This window comes from Corynebacterium sp. AOP36-E1-14, from assembly GCF_052377495.1.
Taxonomy (GTDB): Bacteria; Actinomycetota; Actinomycetes; order Mycobacteriales; family Mycobacteriaceae; genus Corynebacterium.
The window spans coordinates 47,275-62,712 of sequence record NZ_JBQSWV010000021.1; the positions used below are offsets into that span (position 1 = coordinate 47,275).

At 69.4% G+C, this 15,438-nt stretch carries 16 protein-coding genes; 5 read left to right on the plus strand and 11 right to left on the minus strand.

Annotated features, from left to right (window positions below):
* Positions 1–21: 21 nt before the first annotated feature.
* Both gatA and gatC read right to left on the minus strand, forming a co-directional pair.
* Complete coding sequence (gene gatA, locus ACT3TD_RS10550) at positions 22–1,521, minus strand: Asp-tRNA(Asn)/Glu-tRNA(Gln) amidotransferase subunit GatA (RefSeq protein ID WP_441578889.1); 1,500 nt, start codon at positions 1,519–1,521, stop codon at positions 22–24.
* 28 nt (positions 1,522–1,549) lie between these two features.
* Positions 1,550–1,855, minus strand: coding sequence for an Asp-tRNA(Asn)/Glu-tRNA(Gln) amidotransferase subunit GatC (gene gatC, locus ACT3TD_RS10555; RefSeq protein ID WP_301442071.1), 306 nt, complete (start codon positions 1,853–1,855; stop codon positions 1,550–1,552).
* Positions 1,856–2,028: 173 nt separating this feature from the next.
* Between gatC and ACT3TD_RS10560 the strand changes: the two genes are divergently transcribed.
* Positions 2,029–2,688 carry an amino acid-binding ACT domain protein gene (locus ACT3TD_RS10560; protein ID WP_301442070.1) on the plus strand — a complete coding sequence of 220 codons (660 nt, stop codon included), beginning with the start codon at positions 2,029–2,031 and terminating at the stop codon, positions 2,686–2,688.
* A gap of 31 nt (positions 2,689–2,719) precedes the next feature.
* Here the strand turns inward: ACT3TD_RS10560 and ilvA are convergent, their stop codons facing one another.
* The 3 genes from ilvA to ACT3TD_RS10575 all read right to left on the minus strand — a co-directional run bounded on the left by ilvA (position 2,720) and on the right by ACT3TD_RS10575 (position 5,223).
* A complete protein-coding gene (ilvA, locus tag ACT3TD_RS10565) occupies positions 2,720–4,255 on the minus strand; it encodes a threonine ammonia-lyase, biosynthetic (RefSeq protein ID WP_301442069.1) in 1,536 nt (511 codons plus the stop codon).
* Between the two features lie 22 nt (positions 4,256–4,277).
* Complete coding sequence (locus ACT3TD_RS10570; protein WP_301442068.1) at positions 4,278–4,964, minus strand: 3'-5' exonuclease; 687 nt, start codon at positions 4,962–4,964, stop codon at positions 4,278–4,280.
* Between the two features lie 136 nt (positions 4,965–5,100).
* Positions 5,101–5,223: a hypothetical protein gene (locus ACT3TD_RS10575; RefSeq protein WP_301442067.1), complete on the minus strand. Its 123-nt coding sequence runs from the start codon at positions 5,221–5,223 to the stop codon at positions 5,101–5,103.
* Positions 5,224–5,573: 350 nt separating this feature from the next.
* Here ACT3TD_RS10575 and ligA point away from each other — a divergent pair, with 350 nt between their 5' ends.
* From ligA to ACT3TD_RS10595, 4 genes are all read left to right on the plus strand, one after another.
* Positions 5,574–7,658 (plus strand): NAD-dependent DNA ligase LigA, encoded by a 2,085-nt coding sequence (gene ligA / locus ACT3TD_RS10580; RefSeq protein WP_441578900.1) that lies wholly within the window; start codon positions 5,574–5,576, stop codon positions 7,656–7,658.
* Positions 7,659–7,757: 99 nt separating this feature from the next.
* Complete coding sequence (locus tag ACT3TD_RS10585) at positions 7,758–7,898, plus strand: hypothetical protein (protein WP_301442065.1); 141 nt, start codon at positions 7,758–7,760, stop codon at positions 7,896–7,898.
* A 104-nt stretch (positions 7,899–8,002) separates the two neighbouring features.
* On the plus strand, positions 8,003–8,176 hold the full coding sequence (locus tag ACT3TD_RS10590) for a hypothetical protein (RefSeq protein WP_301442064.1): 174 nt from the start codon (positions 8,003–8,005) through the stop codon (positions 8,174–8,176).
* Positions 8,177–8,220: 44 nt separating this feature from the next.
* A complete protein-coding gene (locus ACT3TD_RS10595; RefSeq protein WP_301442063.1) occupies positions 8,221–8,535 on the plus strand; it encodes an antibiotic biosynthesis monooxygenase family protein in 315 nt (104 codons plus the stop codon).
* Positions 8,536–8,562: 27 nt separating this feature from the next.
* Here the strand turns inward: ACT3TD_RS10595 and ACT3TD_RS10600 are convergent, their stop codons facing one another.
* From ACT3TD_RS10600 to ACT3TD_RS10625, 6 genes are all read right to left on the minus strand, one after another.
* Positions 8,563–9,519, minus strand: a complete 957-nt coding sequence (locus ACT3TD_RS10600) for a hypothetical protein (RefSeq protein ID WP_301442062.1) — start codon at positions 9,517–9,519, stop codon at positions 8,563–8,565.
* Positions 9,516–10,640 (minus strand): tRNA 2-thiouridine(34) synthase MnmA, encoded by a 1,125-nt coding sequence (mnmA, locus tag ACT3TD_RS10605; protein ID WP_301442061.1) that lies wholly within the window; start codon positions 10,638–10,640, stop codon positions 9,516–9,518. Before mnmA ends, ACT3TD_RS10600 begins: the two co-directional genes overlap by 4 nt.
* 100 nt (positions 10,641–10,740) lie before the next feature.
* Positions 10,741–11,931: a cysteine desulfurase family protein gene (locus ACT3TD_RS10610; protein ID WP_301442060.1), complete on the minus strand. Its 1,191-nt coding sequence runs from the start codon at positions 11,929–11,931 to the stop codon at positions 10,741–10,743.
* Between the two features lie 2 nt (positions 11,932–11,933).
* Positions 11,934–13,583, minus strand: coding sequence for a cation:proton antiporter (locus ACT3TD_RS10615; protein ID WP_301442059.1), 1,650 nt, complete (start codon positions 13,581–13,583; stop codon positions 11,934–11,936).
* A 186-nt stretch (positions 13,584–13,769) separates the two neighbouring features.
* Positions 13,770–14,723, minus strand: a complete 954-nt coding sequence (locus ACT3TD_RS10620) for an electron transfer flavoprotein subunit alpha/FixB family protein (RefSeq protein ID WP_441578888.1) — start codon at positions 14,721–14,723, stop codon at positions 13,770–13,772.
* A 51-nt stretch (positions 14,724–14,774) separates the two neighbouring features.
* Positions 14,775–15,438, minus strand: a 664-nt coding sequence (locus ACT3TD_RS10625) for an electron transfer flavoprotein subunit beta/FixA family protein (protein ID WP_444637989.1), incomplete at its 5' end; no start/stop codon positions are given.

Sequence of the window (15,438 nt, forward strand, 5' to 3'; positions counted from 1 at the left end):
TCGGCGATGGTTGCGGCCAGTCTAGCGCCGCCCCGCCTCGTAGGCGGCGCCCACGCGGTAGAGCCGGTCGTCGCCGTGTGCGGGGCCCATGATCTGCAGGCCGACGGGCAGGCCGGTGTCGCTGGACAGCGGGCCGGGCACGGACATGCCGCACACCCCGGCGAGGTTCAGCGGCAGGGTGCACAGGTCGAACAGGTACATCGCCAGCGGGTCGTCCGCCTTCTCCCCCAGCTCGAAGGCGGTGGTCGGGGTAACCGGGGAGACCAGCACGTCGACGTCGGCGAAGGCCTTGGCGAAGTCCTGGGCGATGAGGTTACGCACGCGCTGTGCTTGCAGGTAGTAGGCGTCGTAGTAGCCGACGGACAGCGCGTAGGTGCCCAGGATGATACGACGCTTAACCTCGGGGCCGAACCCTGCGGCGCGGGTCGCGGACATCACCTGGTCGGCGGAGTGCTGGCCGTCGTCGAGCTGACGCTGGCCGTAGCGCATCCCGTCGAAGCGGGCCAGGTTGGAGCTGACCTCGCAGGGCAGGATGAGGTAGTAGGCGTTCAGCGCGTACTCGAAGCTCGGGCAGTCCACCTCGACGATGGTCGCGCCCTGGCTCTTGAGCTGCTCCAGGGAGGCCCGGTAGCTCTCCGCCACACCGGCCTGCAGGCCCTGCACGCTCTCGAGCTGCTTGACCACGCCGACGGTCACGCCGGTCAGGTCGCCGTTGGCGCCCTGGCGGGCGGCCTCCACGACGGGGGCGACGGGACGCTCGGACGACGTCGAGTCGTTGGCGTCGTGGCCGGCGATGACCTCGTGCAGCAGGGCGGTGTCGAGCACGGTGCGGCCGGTGGGCCCACCCTGGTCCAGGGAGGACGCGCAGGCGACCAGGCCGTAGCGGGAGACCGTGCCGTAGGTGGGCTTCACGCCGACGGTGTTGGTCAGGGCGGCCGGCTGGCGGATGGATCCGCCGGTGTCGGTGCCGATGGCCAGCGGGGCCATGCCGGCGGCCAGGGCCGCGGAGGAGCCGCCGCCGGAACCGCCGGCGGTGCGGCTGAGGTCCCAGGGGTTGTGGGTGGGGCCGTAGGCGGAGTTCTCGGTGGAGGAACCCATGGCGAACTCGTCCATGTTGGTCTTGCCGAGGATCGGGATGCCGGCCTCACGGATGCGGCGGGTGACCGTCGCATCGTAGGGGCTCATGTAGCCCTCGAGCATCTTCGAGGCACAGGTCGTCGGCGCGTCGGTGGTGACGAAGACGTCCTTCAGCGCCAGCGGGACGCCGGCGAGGGAGGACGCGACGGTGCCGGCGGCGATGTCCTTGTCCGCCTGCTCGGCGGCGGCGAGCGCCTCCTTCTCCCCCACGTGCAGGAAGGCGTGGACATCGGTGTCCACCGAGGAGATCCGGTCGAGGTGGGCACGGGTGGCGTCGACGGAGCTGACGTCGCCGGCGTGGATCTTCTCCGCGAGTTCGGCGGCGGTCCAGGTCGTCAGGTCCGAGTCGTCCCGGGTTCCGACGGTGTAGGTCGTGTTGTTCACTTCACTCATTTCGCTGTCGTCTCGCCCTCTACTCGCCCAGGATCCGGGGAACCTGGAAGCGCTGCTGGTCCTGCTTGGGGGCCTGGTCCAGGGCCTGCTCGGCGGTCAGGGACTCCTGGGGGACGTCCTCACGCATGACCGACACCGCGCCGTCGACGTTCTGGGTGGGGTGGCTCAGCGGTTCGACACCCTCGGTGTCGACCTCGCGCACGGCGGCGACGGTCTCGACGATGCCGTCGATCTGTGCGGCGTAGTTGGTGAGCTCGTCCTCGGTCAGGTCGAGGCGGGAAAGCCTGGCGAGGTGCGCGACCTCGTCACGGGAGATCTCGGACACAGGTGGGTCCCCTTTTCATCGTTCGTGCGGTACATGTGCTGTCGCAGGGTTTACCCGCACCACTCTAGTAGGACGCCGTGTCCGCGCGTGCGTCCGCCCCGGTTCGCTACAATTGTGGCGCAACGCATTGTTTCCGCTTTATTTACCCTGCCCTATCTACACTGAGGTTCACCTTGTCCTATCTGATGCGCGTCCGGCTTCCCGACGTCCCCGGCACCCTCGGGCTCATCGCTGCCACGATGGGCACCATCGACGCCGACATCAGGAGCGTGGACGTCGTCGAGCATGATCCGGACGGCTCGGTCGTCGACGACATCGTCGTCGACCTGCCGAACGGCCGCCTGGCGGACGCCCTGATCAGCGCCGCCCAGGAGGTCGACGGGGTCTACGTCGACTCGATCCGCCCGTTCTCCGGGACGGTGGACCGTCGCGGCCAGATCAGCCTGCTCGCCGAGGTCGCCCGGCACCGCCGTCGGGCGTTGGGCAGCGTCCAGAAGCTGATCGACCGGCTGCCGAAGTCGATGTCGGTGCAGTGGGCCGTGATCCTGGAGTCCGGGGAGAACACCCGCCGTGTGACGGCGTCCGCCGCCGCCCCGGAGGACGACGGCCGGGTGCTGTCGGAAACCCCGGTGACCGAGGCACGCGCCCTGACTGACCGGGACACCTGGGTGCCGTCGAGTTGGACGGTGATGGACTCCGCCCTGGCCGCGACCCCGTTGACCGGCACGGACTACATCCTGATCCTGGGCCGTCCGGGCGGACCGGATTTCCTGCTCTCCGAGATCGAGCACCTCGGCGAGGTCGGCGAGATCCTCGGCGCTCTGCTGGACTGAGCGGCCTCCGCCTCGACCCGGGCCTCGTCGTCTACTCCCCCGCAGGTGCCAGGAACAGCTGGTAGGACGGGTTGTCCGTCACCTCGGTGAACGGGTAACCCAGCTCGCTGAGGTGGGCCTCGAAGTCGGCGGAACGGGCGTCCTCGAAGGCGGCGAGGATCCGTCCGTAGTCCATTCCCTGGCTGCGGTAATGGAATGCGGTGACGTTCCAGTTCGCGCCGAGCACGTCGAGGAAGTGGACCAGGGCACCGGGGTGCTCCGGGAATTCGAAGGTGAACATCCGCTCGTCGACGAAGGCCGGCGGCACCCCGCCGATCATGTAGCGCACGTGCTCCTTGGCGACCTCGTCGTCGGAGAGGTCGACGACATCGTAACCGGCGGTGTCCAGTGCGTCGGCGATGGCGGTGCGTTCGGCGGCGCCCTCCTTGAGCTGGACACCGACGAAGATCCGGGCACGCCGGTCGTCGCCGCGCTCGCCGACGCGGTAGTTGAACTCCGTGACCATACGGCCGTTGAGCACCTCGCAGAACTTCACGAAGGCGCCCTGTTCCTCGGGGATGGTGACGGCGAAGATCGCTTCGCCACCTTCACCGAGTTCGGCGCGCTCGGAGATGTAGCGCAGGGTGTGGAAGTTCAGGTTCGCCCCGGACAGCACGTTGACGAGGGTCTCGTCCTGGAGGTCGTTGGCGGTGGCGTACTTCTTCAGCCCGGCCAGGGACACCGCGCCGGCCGGCTCGGCGATCGCGCGGGTGTCGTCGAAGAGGTCCTTGATCGCCGCGCTGATCTCGTCGGAGCTCACGGTCACGACCTCGTCGAGGTACTGCTGGCACAACCGGAAGGTCTCGGCACCGATCTTGCGCACGGCCACACCCTCGGCGAAGAGGCTGACGTGCTCGAGCTCCACGGGCTCCCCTGCCCACAGGGCGGCGGTGAGGCAGGCAGACTCCTCGGGCTCGACACCGATGACCTTGATCTGCGGGTTGAGTTCCTTGAGCAGTACCGCCACTCCGGCGGCGAGGCCACCACCACCGACGGGCACGAAGACCCGGTCGACGGCGGCGGACTGGAAGATCTCCAGCCCTATGGTTCCCTGTCCGGCAATCACTGCCTCGTTGTCGAACGGAGGTACGTACACCAGGCCCTCGACCTCGGAGAGTTCCTTGGCCTTGCCCTGCGCGGCGTCGAAGTTCTCCCCGTGCAGCACGACCTCACCGCCGAATCCGCGCACGGCGTCCACCTTGATCGACGGGGTGGTCACGGGCATCACGATGACCGAGCGAATCCCCAGTTCGCGGCCGGACAGGGCCACACCCTGGGCGTGGTTGCCGGCTGAGGCGGTGATCACACCGGCGCAGCCGGTGAGCTGGGACATGCGGTTGAAGGCCCCTCGCAGCTTGAAGCTGTGGACCGGCTGCAGATCCTCACGTTTGACCAGCACCCGGTTGCCGGTGCGTGCCGACAGCGCGTCCATGGTCTCAAGCGGGGTGTGCCGTGCCGCCCGGTAGACCGGCGCGGCAACGATGTCGCGGAGGTACTCGGCCGAGGTCTTGGGTGCGGAATTAGCCATGGTCGTCAATCCTACTGAACAGCTATGCCTGGAGGGGCCAGGAGGTGTTCACCGTGGCCGCGCGGTCGGTCTGCCCCTTGTTCTCGAAGTACTTCTTCAGCCCCGACTGCGACTCGTAGTGCCAGGTGGCCTGCTGAAGCATCAGCTCGTCCGCGGTCACCTCGGTGATCTCCGGGTAGGCACGTGACAGCTTCCAGGCCACGCGGGCGGCCGCCAGTGCGTCCGCCGTCGCCTCGTGGGCGTTGCCGAGGGTGACGCCCCAGTGCTCGCAGACGGTCTCCAACCGCCGGTTCCCCTTGCGGTACTGGTCCTTGGCCTTGTCGATGACGAGCGGGTCGATGACGGGGCCGTCCACGGTGAAGGACGGTTCCAGGCTGCGCAGGACGGTGAGGTCGTAGGCGGCGTTGTAGACGACCAGGGTAGCCCCGGCGCGCCAGCCGGCACGGATGCGTTCGATGGTCTCGGACAACACCTCGGCGTGCGGGCGGCCGTGCTCCTGCGCGTACTCCGTGGAGATGCCGTGCACCTTCGACGCCCCCTCGGGGATCGGGATCCCCGGGTCCGCGAGCATCTCCAGGTCGTCGCGTTCACGGCCGTTGATGGTGATCAGCGCGCTGGTCACGATCCGTGCGGTCAAGGGATCCGTTCCGGTGGTCTCCAGGTCGAAGCTGAGGAGGTGGGTCGGGTCGAAGTGCTCGGCGGTGGTCATGGCAGCCACTCTATAACGCACCCCGGACATGAAACCCCGGGCGTGGTCGAACAGCGACGTCCAACGCCGCCCAACGACGTCGCCCGGGTGCACGATCATGGTGATCGTGCACCCGGGCGACGGGAACCAGGTGGGGCTAGACGAGGAAGTCGTCGTGCTCCGGGGTGTCCACGGCGATGGCCTCGTCGTCACCGAACAGGAAGTAGTTGGCGCCGGCGGTCATCTCGTTGATCTCTTCACGGCTGAGCAGGTTGAACATGTGATCGTCCTTTCTGGAGGTGCAGCCATCGGATTTCAGTGCTGGTCTGCGTGTGTGGTGTTCCCTGTGGGGCTCCTTGACACCGACAACGCTAGGTTTTCCCAGGTGAACAGATCTACCCCCACGAACTTCGGACCACCCCGATACCCACATCACATTCCCGCCATCACCGCAGGGCACGGCACGGACGCCACCTCCACCTAGTTATGACCACCGCAGATACCACCACCCCCACCGGTAGTGATGCACACCACAGGAGTGCCGTCCCCTGTGAACAGGCACTCATCTGTCCGTAGAACCATCCGGTTGCCGCCAGGTGCGGCTCCCCCGGCGGCACCGCGCTCACTACACTGGCCCAGGTGACTGAGACACCCGAGCACACAACTGAGCACACTCCCGAGCAGACACCCGAAGACCGGTGGACCACGCTGGCGTCCGACATCCGCCGCCACCGGGAGCTGTACTACTACGAGGCGCCCGAGATCTCCGACGCCGACTTCGACGCGATGATGCGTGAGCTCCAGGAGCTCGAGGCGTCCCACCCGGAGGTGGTGCAGGGCACCAGCCCCACCCAGGAGGTCGCCCCGTCGCCGGAGAACTCACCGTTCCGCAACGTCGACCACCGTGAGCAGATGCTCAGTCTCGACAACGTCTTCAGCCTCGACGAGATGCGTGAGTGGCTCGAACGCACCCCCGCGCCGACCTACCTCACCGAACTGAAGATCGACGGTGCCTCGATCGACCTGCTCTACATCGACGGCCGGCTCGACCTCGCCCTCACCCGCGGTGACGGCGTCACCGGCGAGGACGTCACCCACAACGCCCGCACCCTCGACGACATCCCGGACGTGCTCACCGGCACCGACGAGTTCCCCGTGCCCGCCCTGGTGGAGATCCGCGGCGAAATCTTCATCACCGTTGAGGACTTCGCCACGATGAACGCCGACCGGCAGGCCGAGGGCAAGAAGATGTTCGCCAACCCCCGCAACGCCGCCGCCGGGGCGATGCGGCAGAAGAACCCGGAGGAGACGGCCAAGCGTCCATTGCGTCTGATCTGCCACGGCATCGGCGCCCGCGAAGGCTTCGAGCCGGCCAGCCAGCACGACGGCTACCGGGCGATCGAGGCCTGGGGGCTGCCCGTGAGCCCCTACACCCGGCAGGTGCGCACCGTGGCCGAGGTGCTGGACGCGGTCACCTACTGGGGCGAGCACCGTCACGACGCCGCCCACGAGATGGACGGGCTCGTCGTGAAGATCGACGACGTCTCCGAGCAGCAGGACCTGGGTGCCACCAGCCGCGCACCGCGCTGGGCCATCGCCTACAAGTACCCGCCGGAGGAGGCGGTGACCACCGTGGAGTCCATCCGCGTGGGCATCGGACGCACCGGGCGCGCCACCCCGTACGCGGTCATGACGCCGACCTACGTCGCCGGGTCCACCGTCACCATGGCCACGCTGCACAACGCCACCGAGGCGCACCGCAAGGGCGTCCGGCTCGGCGACCGTGCCATGATCCGCAAGGCCGGCGAGGTCATCCCCGAGGTCCTCGGCCCCGTGGAGAGCGCGCGCACCGGGGAGGAACGCGAGTACCTCTACCCGTCGTTGTGTCCGGAGTGCGGCACGCCGCTGTCGCCGACCCGCGACGGCGACGCCGACTGGCGCTGCCCCAACACCCGCTACTGCCCCGGCCAGCTGCAGAACCGCCTGAACTACCTCGCCGGACGTGGCGCCTTCGACATCGACGCGCTCGGCGAGCGCGCCGCCCACGACCTCATCGACTCCGGTGTCCTGCCCGACGAGGGCCACCTGTTCTCCCTCACCCCGGAGAAGCTGGCCACCACCAGTGCGTACACCACAAAGGCAGGCGCGCTGAACAAGCAGGGCGAGGTGCTGCTGGCCAACCTCGAGGAGGCCAAGGGTGTGGACCTGTGGCGGGTGATCACCGCCCTGTCGATCCGCCACGTCGGCCCCACCGCGGCCAAGGCGCTCGCCGCGAAGCTGCAGTCCATCCCCGCCATCGACGAAGCCTCTGTCGAGGAGATGGCCGACATCGACGGGGTCGGCGGCATCATCGCCCAGTCGGTGAAGGACTGGTTCGCCGTGGACTGGCACCGCGAGATCGTCGACGCCTGGGCCGCCGCCGGGGTGCGCATGGAGCAGATCATCGAGGCCTCCGAGCGCCCGGAGCAGACCCTGGAGGGATTGACCCTGGTGGTCACCGGATCGCTCGTCGACTTCGACCGCACCGAGGCCAAGGAGGTCGTGGAGGCCCACGGGGGCAAGGCGTCCGGCTCCGTGTCAAAGAAGACCGACTTCGTCGTCGCCGGGGAGAAGGCGGGCTCGAAGCTGAAGAAGGCCGAGGACCTGGGTGTCCCGGTCCTCGACGAGGACGGCTTCAAGCTACTGCTGGCCGAAGGGCCGGACGCGGTGCGCTGACCGCCCGCAAATGGACTTCGACCGACCGAAGTAGTCCTGACGTCACTACAGTCGACTGTAGTGACGTCAGGACTACTATCAGCCTCGCGGCCTTCACTGATGGCCTTCACTGACGTACTCGACCGGTTCCGCGGGTTCGCCCTCGACTCCCAGCTCACCGACACCGAGATTCACGACGCGCTGGGCGATGGCACGCTGGTGGTCCACGGTGATGACGCTGAGCCGGGCCGACGTTCCTGAACCTGGCCACGCTCCCGGATTCATCTTCGCTGACTCCACCGTGTCGAGGATCCACGACTGCGGGGTTCCGTCCCCCAGTACCTGAGGGGGCGCAGCTGCCGACCGTGACGATCACGTCCGGTACCTTCACCGACGAGGACTGGTCCTGGGAGTTCGGACTACCGGTGATGAGCGTGCTGTGCTCCATTCGCCGGCTGGCGGACAACTCCGGTATCGAGCCCGCCTGGTTGTTCGCGGCCGTCGAGGACGTCTACGACGAGGGGGCTGGACGGCGGTAGACTCGCTGGTGGAAACACACTCTCACCCCGAAGCAAGGAGCAACATGTCCGTCGTGAAGATCAACGCCATCGACGTCCCCGAGGGCGCCGGCCCCGAGCTCGAGGCCCGTTTCGCCGCCCGCGCACACACCGTCGACGGCTCCCCCGGCTTCGAGGGCTTCCAGCTGCTGCGCCCCACCGCCGGCGAGACCCGCTACTTCGTGGTCACCACCTGGGCGACCGAGGAGGACTTCCAGGCGTGGGCGGACGGCCCGGCGAAGGCCGCCCACAGCGGCCCGCACGGCGGCGAGGGCAAGAAGCCCGTCGCCACGGGCGCCTCGCTGCTGGAGTTCGAGGTCGTGGACCTCGGCTCCGAGTAGTCCCCTCCCGACCCCGGGGCACCGCGCCTAGTTGCTGTGCAGCAGCGCCGCGGCCCCGCGCACGGTCCGGGCGAGCTCGGCCGCCGGGCCCGGTTTCAGTACCCCGTCCCCCACGGCGACGAGGTCGATCTGGGGTTCGGGGGTGGCCGCGTCGAAGGTCCAGAGCCGCCACGTGCCGATGACCTCGCGGGCGATGTCCTCGCTCGACCGGGCGTCGTCCACCCGCCAGGCGACCTGTGCCCCGGCGTCGATCAGCCCGGCCACGTCGTCGGTGCGCTCCCCGGAGATCTCGTCGACGACCAGCGCGTCGGCGCCGGTGTGCAGCAGTTCCGGCCACACCAGCCCGGTGTCCAGGACCACCCGGCGCGCGGTCCCACCACGCACCTGGTCGATGAACCTGCGCTCCACGTTCAGCGCGACCTCGCGGTCGACCTGCATCGTCTCGAACTCCGTCGCGCCCTGCAGGTGTGAGGTGACCTCGCCGAGGCGTCGTTCATGCACGTGCACCACCGACGCTCCCACCGCGTCGCAGAACTCCCGGACGCCCTCGCCCAGCGACAGCGCCACGTCCCGGAACGCCGGACGGTCGAAGCACAGCGGGTGCCCGCGGTACTCCACGTCCGCCCCGAAGGTCCACGGGCCGGTGACGTGCACCATCAGCCGGTCGGTGCCCGGCATGACCTCGGCGACGATGTCGGTGAGCTCGTGCAGCCGCCCCAGGAAGTGCCGGGCGTCCAGCGTCCGGCCCGGGGCGATCTCCCAGCCGCGGGCGTGGGAGCGCAGGTAGGGCCCACCGACGAGCACGCCCATCGCCGCGCTGGCGGGCAGAAGGTCACCCTGCGGCAGACTCAGCGGGGGAACCACGCCAACGTCCTCGTCCACGTCGCGGGTGCGCCGGGACGCCGCGGCCAGGGCGGCACGGAGGTCGACGTGGTCGGTGCGGATGTCCTCCCACCAGGCGAAACGAGTCATCGTCTCGTTCACGCGGTCCGTGCCTGCGACGCCTGTGATGTAGGCACCGTCTCGGACCAGGGCTGCGTCCGGCAGATCGTGCCGGACCCGAGCAGGATGTCGCCCTCGGCGTCCGGCAGGTAGACCACCGCGGCCTGGCCGCGGGCGACCCCGCGCAACGGTTCGTGCAGCTCCAGCTCCACCGATCCCCCGCCGAGGGTGGCGGTGGCCGGGACCACGCCGCCGTGGGCGCGGACCTGCACGTCGCACTCGAAGGTGCTGCCGTGCTTGGCCGGGTCCAGACGCTTGAGCCGGTCGGCGGTGATGTGGCCGACACGCAGGTCCTCACGCCCACCCACGGTCACCGTGCCGGTGGAGGCGTCGATGTCGGTGACGTAGCGCGGCTGGCCGTCGGCGGCGGGACCTGCCACGCCGAGGCCCTTACGCTGGCCGATGGTGAAGCCGTAGACGCCGTCGTGCTCGGCGAGGGTCTCGCCCTCCACGGACTTGACCATGCCGGGGCGCAGACCGATCTGGTTGCCCAGGAACGCCTGGGTGTTGCCGTCGGGGATGAAGCAGATGTCGTGGCTGTCCGGCTTGGAGGCCACACCCATGCCCAGCCCGGCGGCCTCCTCACGGATCTCGGGCTTGACCGTGTCGCCGACTGGGAAGAGGCAGTGAGCCAGCTGCTCGTCGTCGAGCACGCCGAGCACGTAGGACTGGTCCTTGTTGTCGTCGATGCCGCGGCGCATGACCCCGTCGTGCAGGCGGGCGTAGTGCCCGGTGACCACCGCGTCGAACCCCAGGGCGATGGAGCGGTCCAGCAGCGCCTCGAACTTGATCTTCTCGTTGCAGCGCAGGCAGGGGTTGGGGGTCTCGCCGATCTCGTAGGACTCCACGAAGTTGTCGATGACGTCGGCCTTGAAACGGTCGGAGAAGTCCCACACGTAGAACGGGATGCCCAGGGAGTCGCTGACCCGGCGGGCGTCGGCGGAGTCCTCCAGCGAGCAGCAGCCACGCGAACCCGCCCGCACGGCCTCCGGCGACTGGCTCAACGCCAGGTGCACGCCGATGACCTCGTGTCCGGCCTCCAGTGCCCGTGCTGCAGCCACGGAGGAGTCCACCCCACCGCTCATAGCCGCGACAACCCGCATCGTGTGTACCCGTTCCTCTCGTGCTCTCTTCTCCGCCCCACGTGTGGGGCCCTGCAGTCAGCCCTTCACCCTACACGGTGGGTACGCGGCCTCTCACCTGCTAGGCCATGCCTGCCGCACGGGCCTGGTCGACCACCCCGGGCAGCAGGGTGCACAGCCGGTCCACGTCGGCGGCGGTGGTGGCGGTGCCCAGGGTGAGCCGCAGTGCACCACGGGCCACGTCCACCGGAACGCCCATCGCGGTGAGCACGTGGCTGGCCCGGTTGACCCCGGCCGAGCAGGCCGAGCCGGTGGAGGCGTCGACCCCGGCGACGTCGAGCAGCATGATCAGGCTGTCGCCCTCCGCCCCCGGGAACCCCACGTGCACGTGGCCGGGCAGGGCGCCGCCGGACGGGTCGGTGTAGGTGCGTGCGTCCGGGATCTGGCGCACGGTCGCCAGCAGACGCTCCTGCAGGACGCTGAGACGTTCGTGTTCACGGGCGGTCTCCGCCACGGCCGCGGCGAGTGCGGCGGCGGTGGCAGCCGCCCCCTGCGGGTCGGCGGTGCCGGAGCGGACCTTACGTTCCTGCCCGCCGCCGCGCAGTGGGCTGACGAGTCCGGCGTCGCGACGTGCCAGCAGGATCCCGGTGGCCTTCGGTCCGCCGAACTTGTGCGCGCTCGCCGCGAGCGTGGTGCAGCCCAGGGCGTGGAAGTCCACCGGGACGTGACCGACGGCCTGGACGGCGTCGACGTGGAAGGGCACACCCGACCCTGCCGCGAGGTCCGCCAGTTCGGCGACGGGCTGCAGGTTGCCGGTCTCGTTGTTGGCCCACATGCAGGTCACCAGCGCGTCGGTGGACGGATCCAGCGCCGGGACGTTCCCGGCGCCCACACGCCCGTGGCCGTCCACCGCCAGTTCGACGTGCTCGAACAGCGGTTCCCCGCCCCCGAGCAGGTCGCCGCACAGCCAGTCGACGGTCTCCACGACCGCCGGGTGCTCGGTGGCCGCGGAGTGGATGCGCCGGGCACCGGGCCCGCGGGCCGTCCGCGCACCGAAGGCGAGCCCCTGGACGGCGAGGTTGTCGGACTCGGTGCCGGAGGCGGTGAAGAGTACCTCCGCGCGGTCGGCGCCGAGCAGTTCCGCCACCTGCTCACGGGCGTCCTCCAGCACGCGCTGGGCCTCACGGCCCGAGGCGTACTGCCCGGCCGGGTTGAGCAGGCCGGCGGCCGCCGTGGCGGCGTCCACCGCCTCGGGACGCAACGGCGCGGTGGCCGCGTGGTCGGCGAAGATCCTCCGTGTCACAGGTGCCATGCTCACTTCTCCCCGGGGAACGCCAGCAGGCGTCGGTCGAGCTCACGCATCTTCTCGGCGATGACCTCCGGGTCGACACCCTTGCGGAACTTCGCCGCGGCGAGGCTGCGCTGGGCGGCGTACATCGACTCACGGCGCACCTCCACGGCACGTCGCGCGAGTTCCTGGCGGTGCTCGCGGCGCCGGCGCAGCGCCTCTGTCTCGCTCCCACCGGTCGAGCCGGTGCGGATGGCCCCGGTGCCACCGTCGTTGACCTCCTCGGAGGTGTCGTCGGAGCTGTCGTCGAGGCTGGAGACCGAGCGCACGATGCCCAGGCGTTCCTCGATCCTCGCCGCCTGCTCCGGGGACAGCCCCTCGCCCATCTGCTGGCGGACCACGCTCATCGCCGCCCGGTAGGCCTCGTCGAGGGCCTCCTCGGTCAGCTTGTCGTCCAGGTCCTGGAGATCGTGGTGCTCGCGGAGGTAGTTCGTCAGCGCGGGCAGCGTGAGGCCCGGGATCACCATGGTGCACAGCAGGACCACGAAGGCCACGATGATGAACTCGTCGCGCATCGGGAAGTCGACCGGGTTCAGCGACAGCACCAGGGCCAGCGTCACCAGCCCGCGCATGCCGGACCAGCTGAGCAGGATCACGTCGGTGAACCGGATGGGCGCGCGGTAGCGTCCGCCCTTACGGCGGTTGACCCGCAGCAGCCAGCACATCCAGAGGAACCGCACCAGGATCAGCACCACGGAGATCACCAGGCCCCACCACACCGGGTTGAGGTGGTCGGTGTCGTCGTCCATGATCGCGTCGCGCACGTTCATGCCCATCAGCCCGAAGGCCAGGCCCGTGACGAGCAGTTCGGTGACCTCCCAGAAGGCCGAGCCGGTCAGCCGGGCGTCGGCGGCGGTGGCGTCGGCGCGGGAGGTCAGCTCCACCGCGGCGACGACCACGGCGATGACCCCGGACACGCCGATCTCCTCCGCCGCCAGGTACACCATGAACGGCAGCACCCAGGTGAAGGCGTTGCCGGCCACCGGCGAGTCCACCCACCCGAGCACCAGGGCCGAACCGCGGCCGACCAGCCAGCCCGACGCCACGGCTCCCAGGGCGCTGTAGATGAACGTTCCCCCGGCCTCGAACCAGTGGATGTCGTGGTGGAACTCCGCGGCGGTGATCGCCGCACTGAAGATGACCAGGGAGGCGGCGTCGTTGAACAGCCCCTCGGACTGCAGCGAGCCGATGATCCTTCGCGGGATGCCCGCGGGCTCGGCGACAGCCTCCACCGCGACGGGGTCCGGTGGTGCCACCGCGGCCCCCACCGCCATGGCCGAGACCAGCCCCACCCCGGGGATGATCAGCATGGTCACACCGGTGACCGCGGCCACGGTGATGAAGACAAGGCCGACCGACAGGCTGAGGATGGTGCGCCACTGGTCGCGGAACATGCCCCAGGAGGTGCGTCTGGCCAGCGCCCACAGCAGTGGCGGCAGGAACAGCGGGAGGATGAGTTCCGGCTCGATCTCGATGGTGGGGGTGCCGGGGATGAACATCACCGCCGTGGTCACCAGCAGCAGCAGGACCGGCCACGGTAACCCGATCCGGTCACCCACACCCACCGTGAGGACGGTGGCGAGCATCAGGCACATGATGACGAAGAGGGTGGTCACGGAGGAGTTGTCCTTATCGGGGGCGCCCGCGTGGGAGCACTTCGGGGTGTGGTGTGAGGGCCCGACGCGCAACGACGACGACCCGCACTCGGTGAGTGCGGGTCGTCGTCGTGCCGTGCACGGTGCACCTCACCGGTTCACCGGAGAGTCTACTCTCCGGCCCCGGGGGGATGCGGGGGTGGCTGGCTAGCCGCGGGCCTTGAGGGCCTCGGTGGCCTGCGGGGCGACCTTGAAGAGGTCGCCGACGACACCGAAGTCGGCGATCTCGAAGATGCCCGCCTCGTCGTCCTTGTTGACCGCGACGATGGTCTTCGAGGTCTGCATGCCGGCCTTGTGCTGGATCGCACCGGAGATGCCCAGGGCCAGGTACAGGTTCGGGGAGACGGTCTTGCCCGTCTGGCCGACCTGGAACTTGCCCGGGTAGTAGTCGGCGTCGACCGCGGCGCGGGACGCACCGACGGCGGCACCGAGGACGTCGGCCAGCGGCTCGATGACGTCGCGGAAGCCGTCCGGGCCGGCGACACCACGGCCACCGGAGACGACGATCTTCGCCTCGGTGAGCTCGGGACGGTCAGCCTTCTCCGCCGGGGAGAAGGAGGTGATGGTCACGGCCGTGGGGCCGGCGGCCGGCAGCTCGACGGGCTGGACCGTACCGGAGGCCGCCTGCGGCTCCGGGTCGACGGCTCCGGCACGCAGGGTGTAGACCGGCGAGGCGCCACCGGCGGTGGAGTCCACGGTGAAGTCGCCACCGAAGATCGAACCCTTGGAGGAACGGTCGGCGTTGACGGCGATCTGGTCGTACAGGACGCCGGAGGCCACGCGGGCACCGACACGTCCGGCGATCTCGTTGCCGGCGGCACCGGCGGCGATGATCACCGGGACCTGCAGCTGGGCGGCGAGGCCGGAGACGGCGTCCACGGAGGGGGTGACGACGTACTTCTCGGCGTCGTCGGACTCCGCGGCGTAGATGGTCTCGGCGCCACCGGCGGCCAGACCCTCCTGCAGCTTCTCGGCGGTGCCGGGGGCGCCGACGACGATGGCACCGACGGTGCCGAACGCGCGGGCCGCGGTGATGAGCTCCAGGGTGGAGTTCTTCAGTTCACCCTGAGTGTGCTCGACAAGTACCAGGACGTTGGTCATGGTTGTGTATGTCCTTTCGACAGTTTCGTTCGCGCTGAACCGGTGGGTGAACTAGACGAGCTTCTTCGACACGAGGTACTCGACGAGCTTGTTGCCGCCGTCGCCCTCGTCGGTGATGATCTCGCCCGCGGTCTTCTCCGGCTTCGGGGCAGCGGTGGTCACGGAGGTGGAGGCGGCGGCCAGGCCGACGTTCTCCGGAGCCACTCCGATGTCGGCGAGGCCGACTTCCTGGATCTTCTTCTTCTTGGCGGCCATGATGCCCTTGAAGACGGCGAAACGCGGGGTGTTGGCCTTCTCCGTCACCGAGACGATGGCCGGCTTCGGGGCCTCGACGGTGTAGATGCCGTCCTCGGTGACACGCTCGCCGGAGACCTTGTCGCCGCTGACCTCGAGGGTGCGGAGGTGGGTCAGGGCGGGGATCTGGCGGTACTCGCTGAGCAGACCCGGGACCGCGCCGGCGACGCCGTCGGTCGAGGCGTTGCCCGCGATGATCAGCTCGATGTCGTCGACGAGGTTCAGCGCGTTGGACAGGGTCCAGGCCGTGCCGAGCGCGTCGGAACCGGCGAGTGCGTCGTCGGTGACGAGGATCGCCTCGTCAGCACCGAGGGACAGCGCCTTGCGCAGCGCGTCCTTAGCGCTGGCCGGGCCGACGGAGAGAACGACGACGTTGCGGTCGCCGCCAGCTTCCTTGAGCTGGAGCGCAGCCTCGACGGCG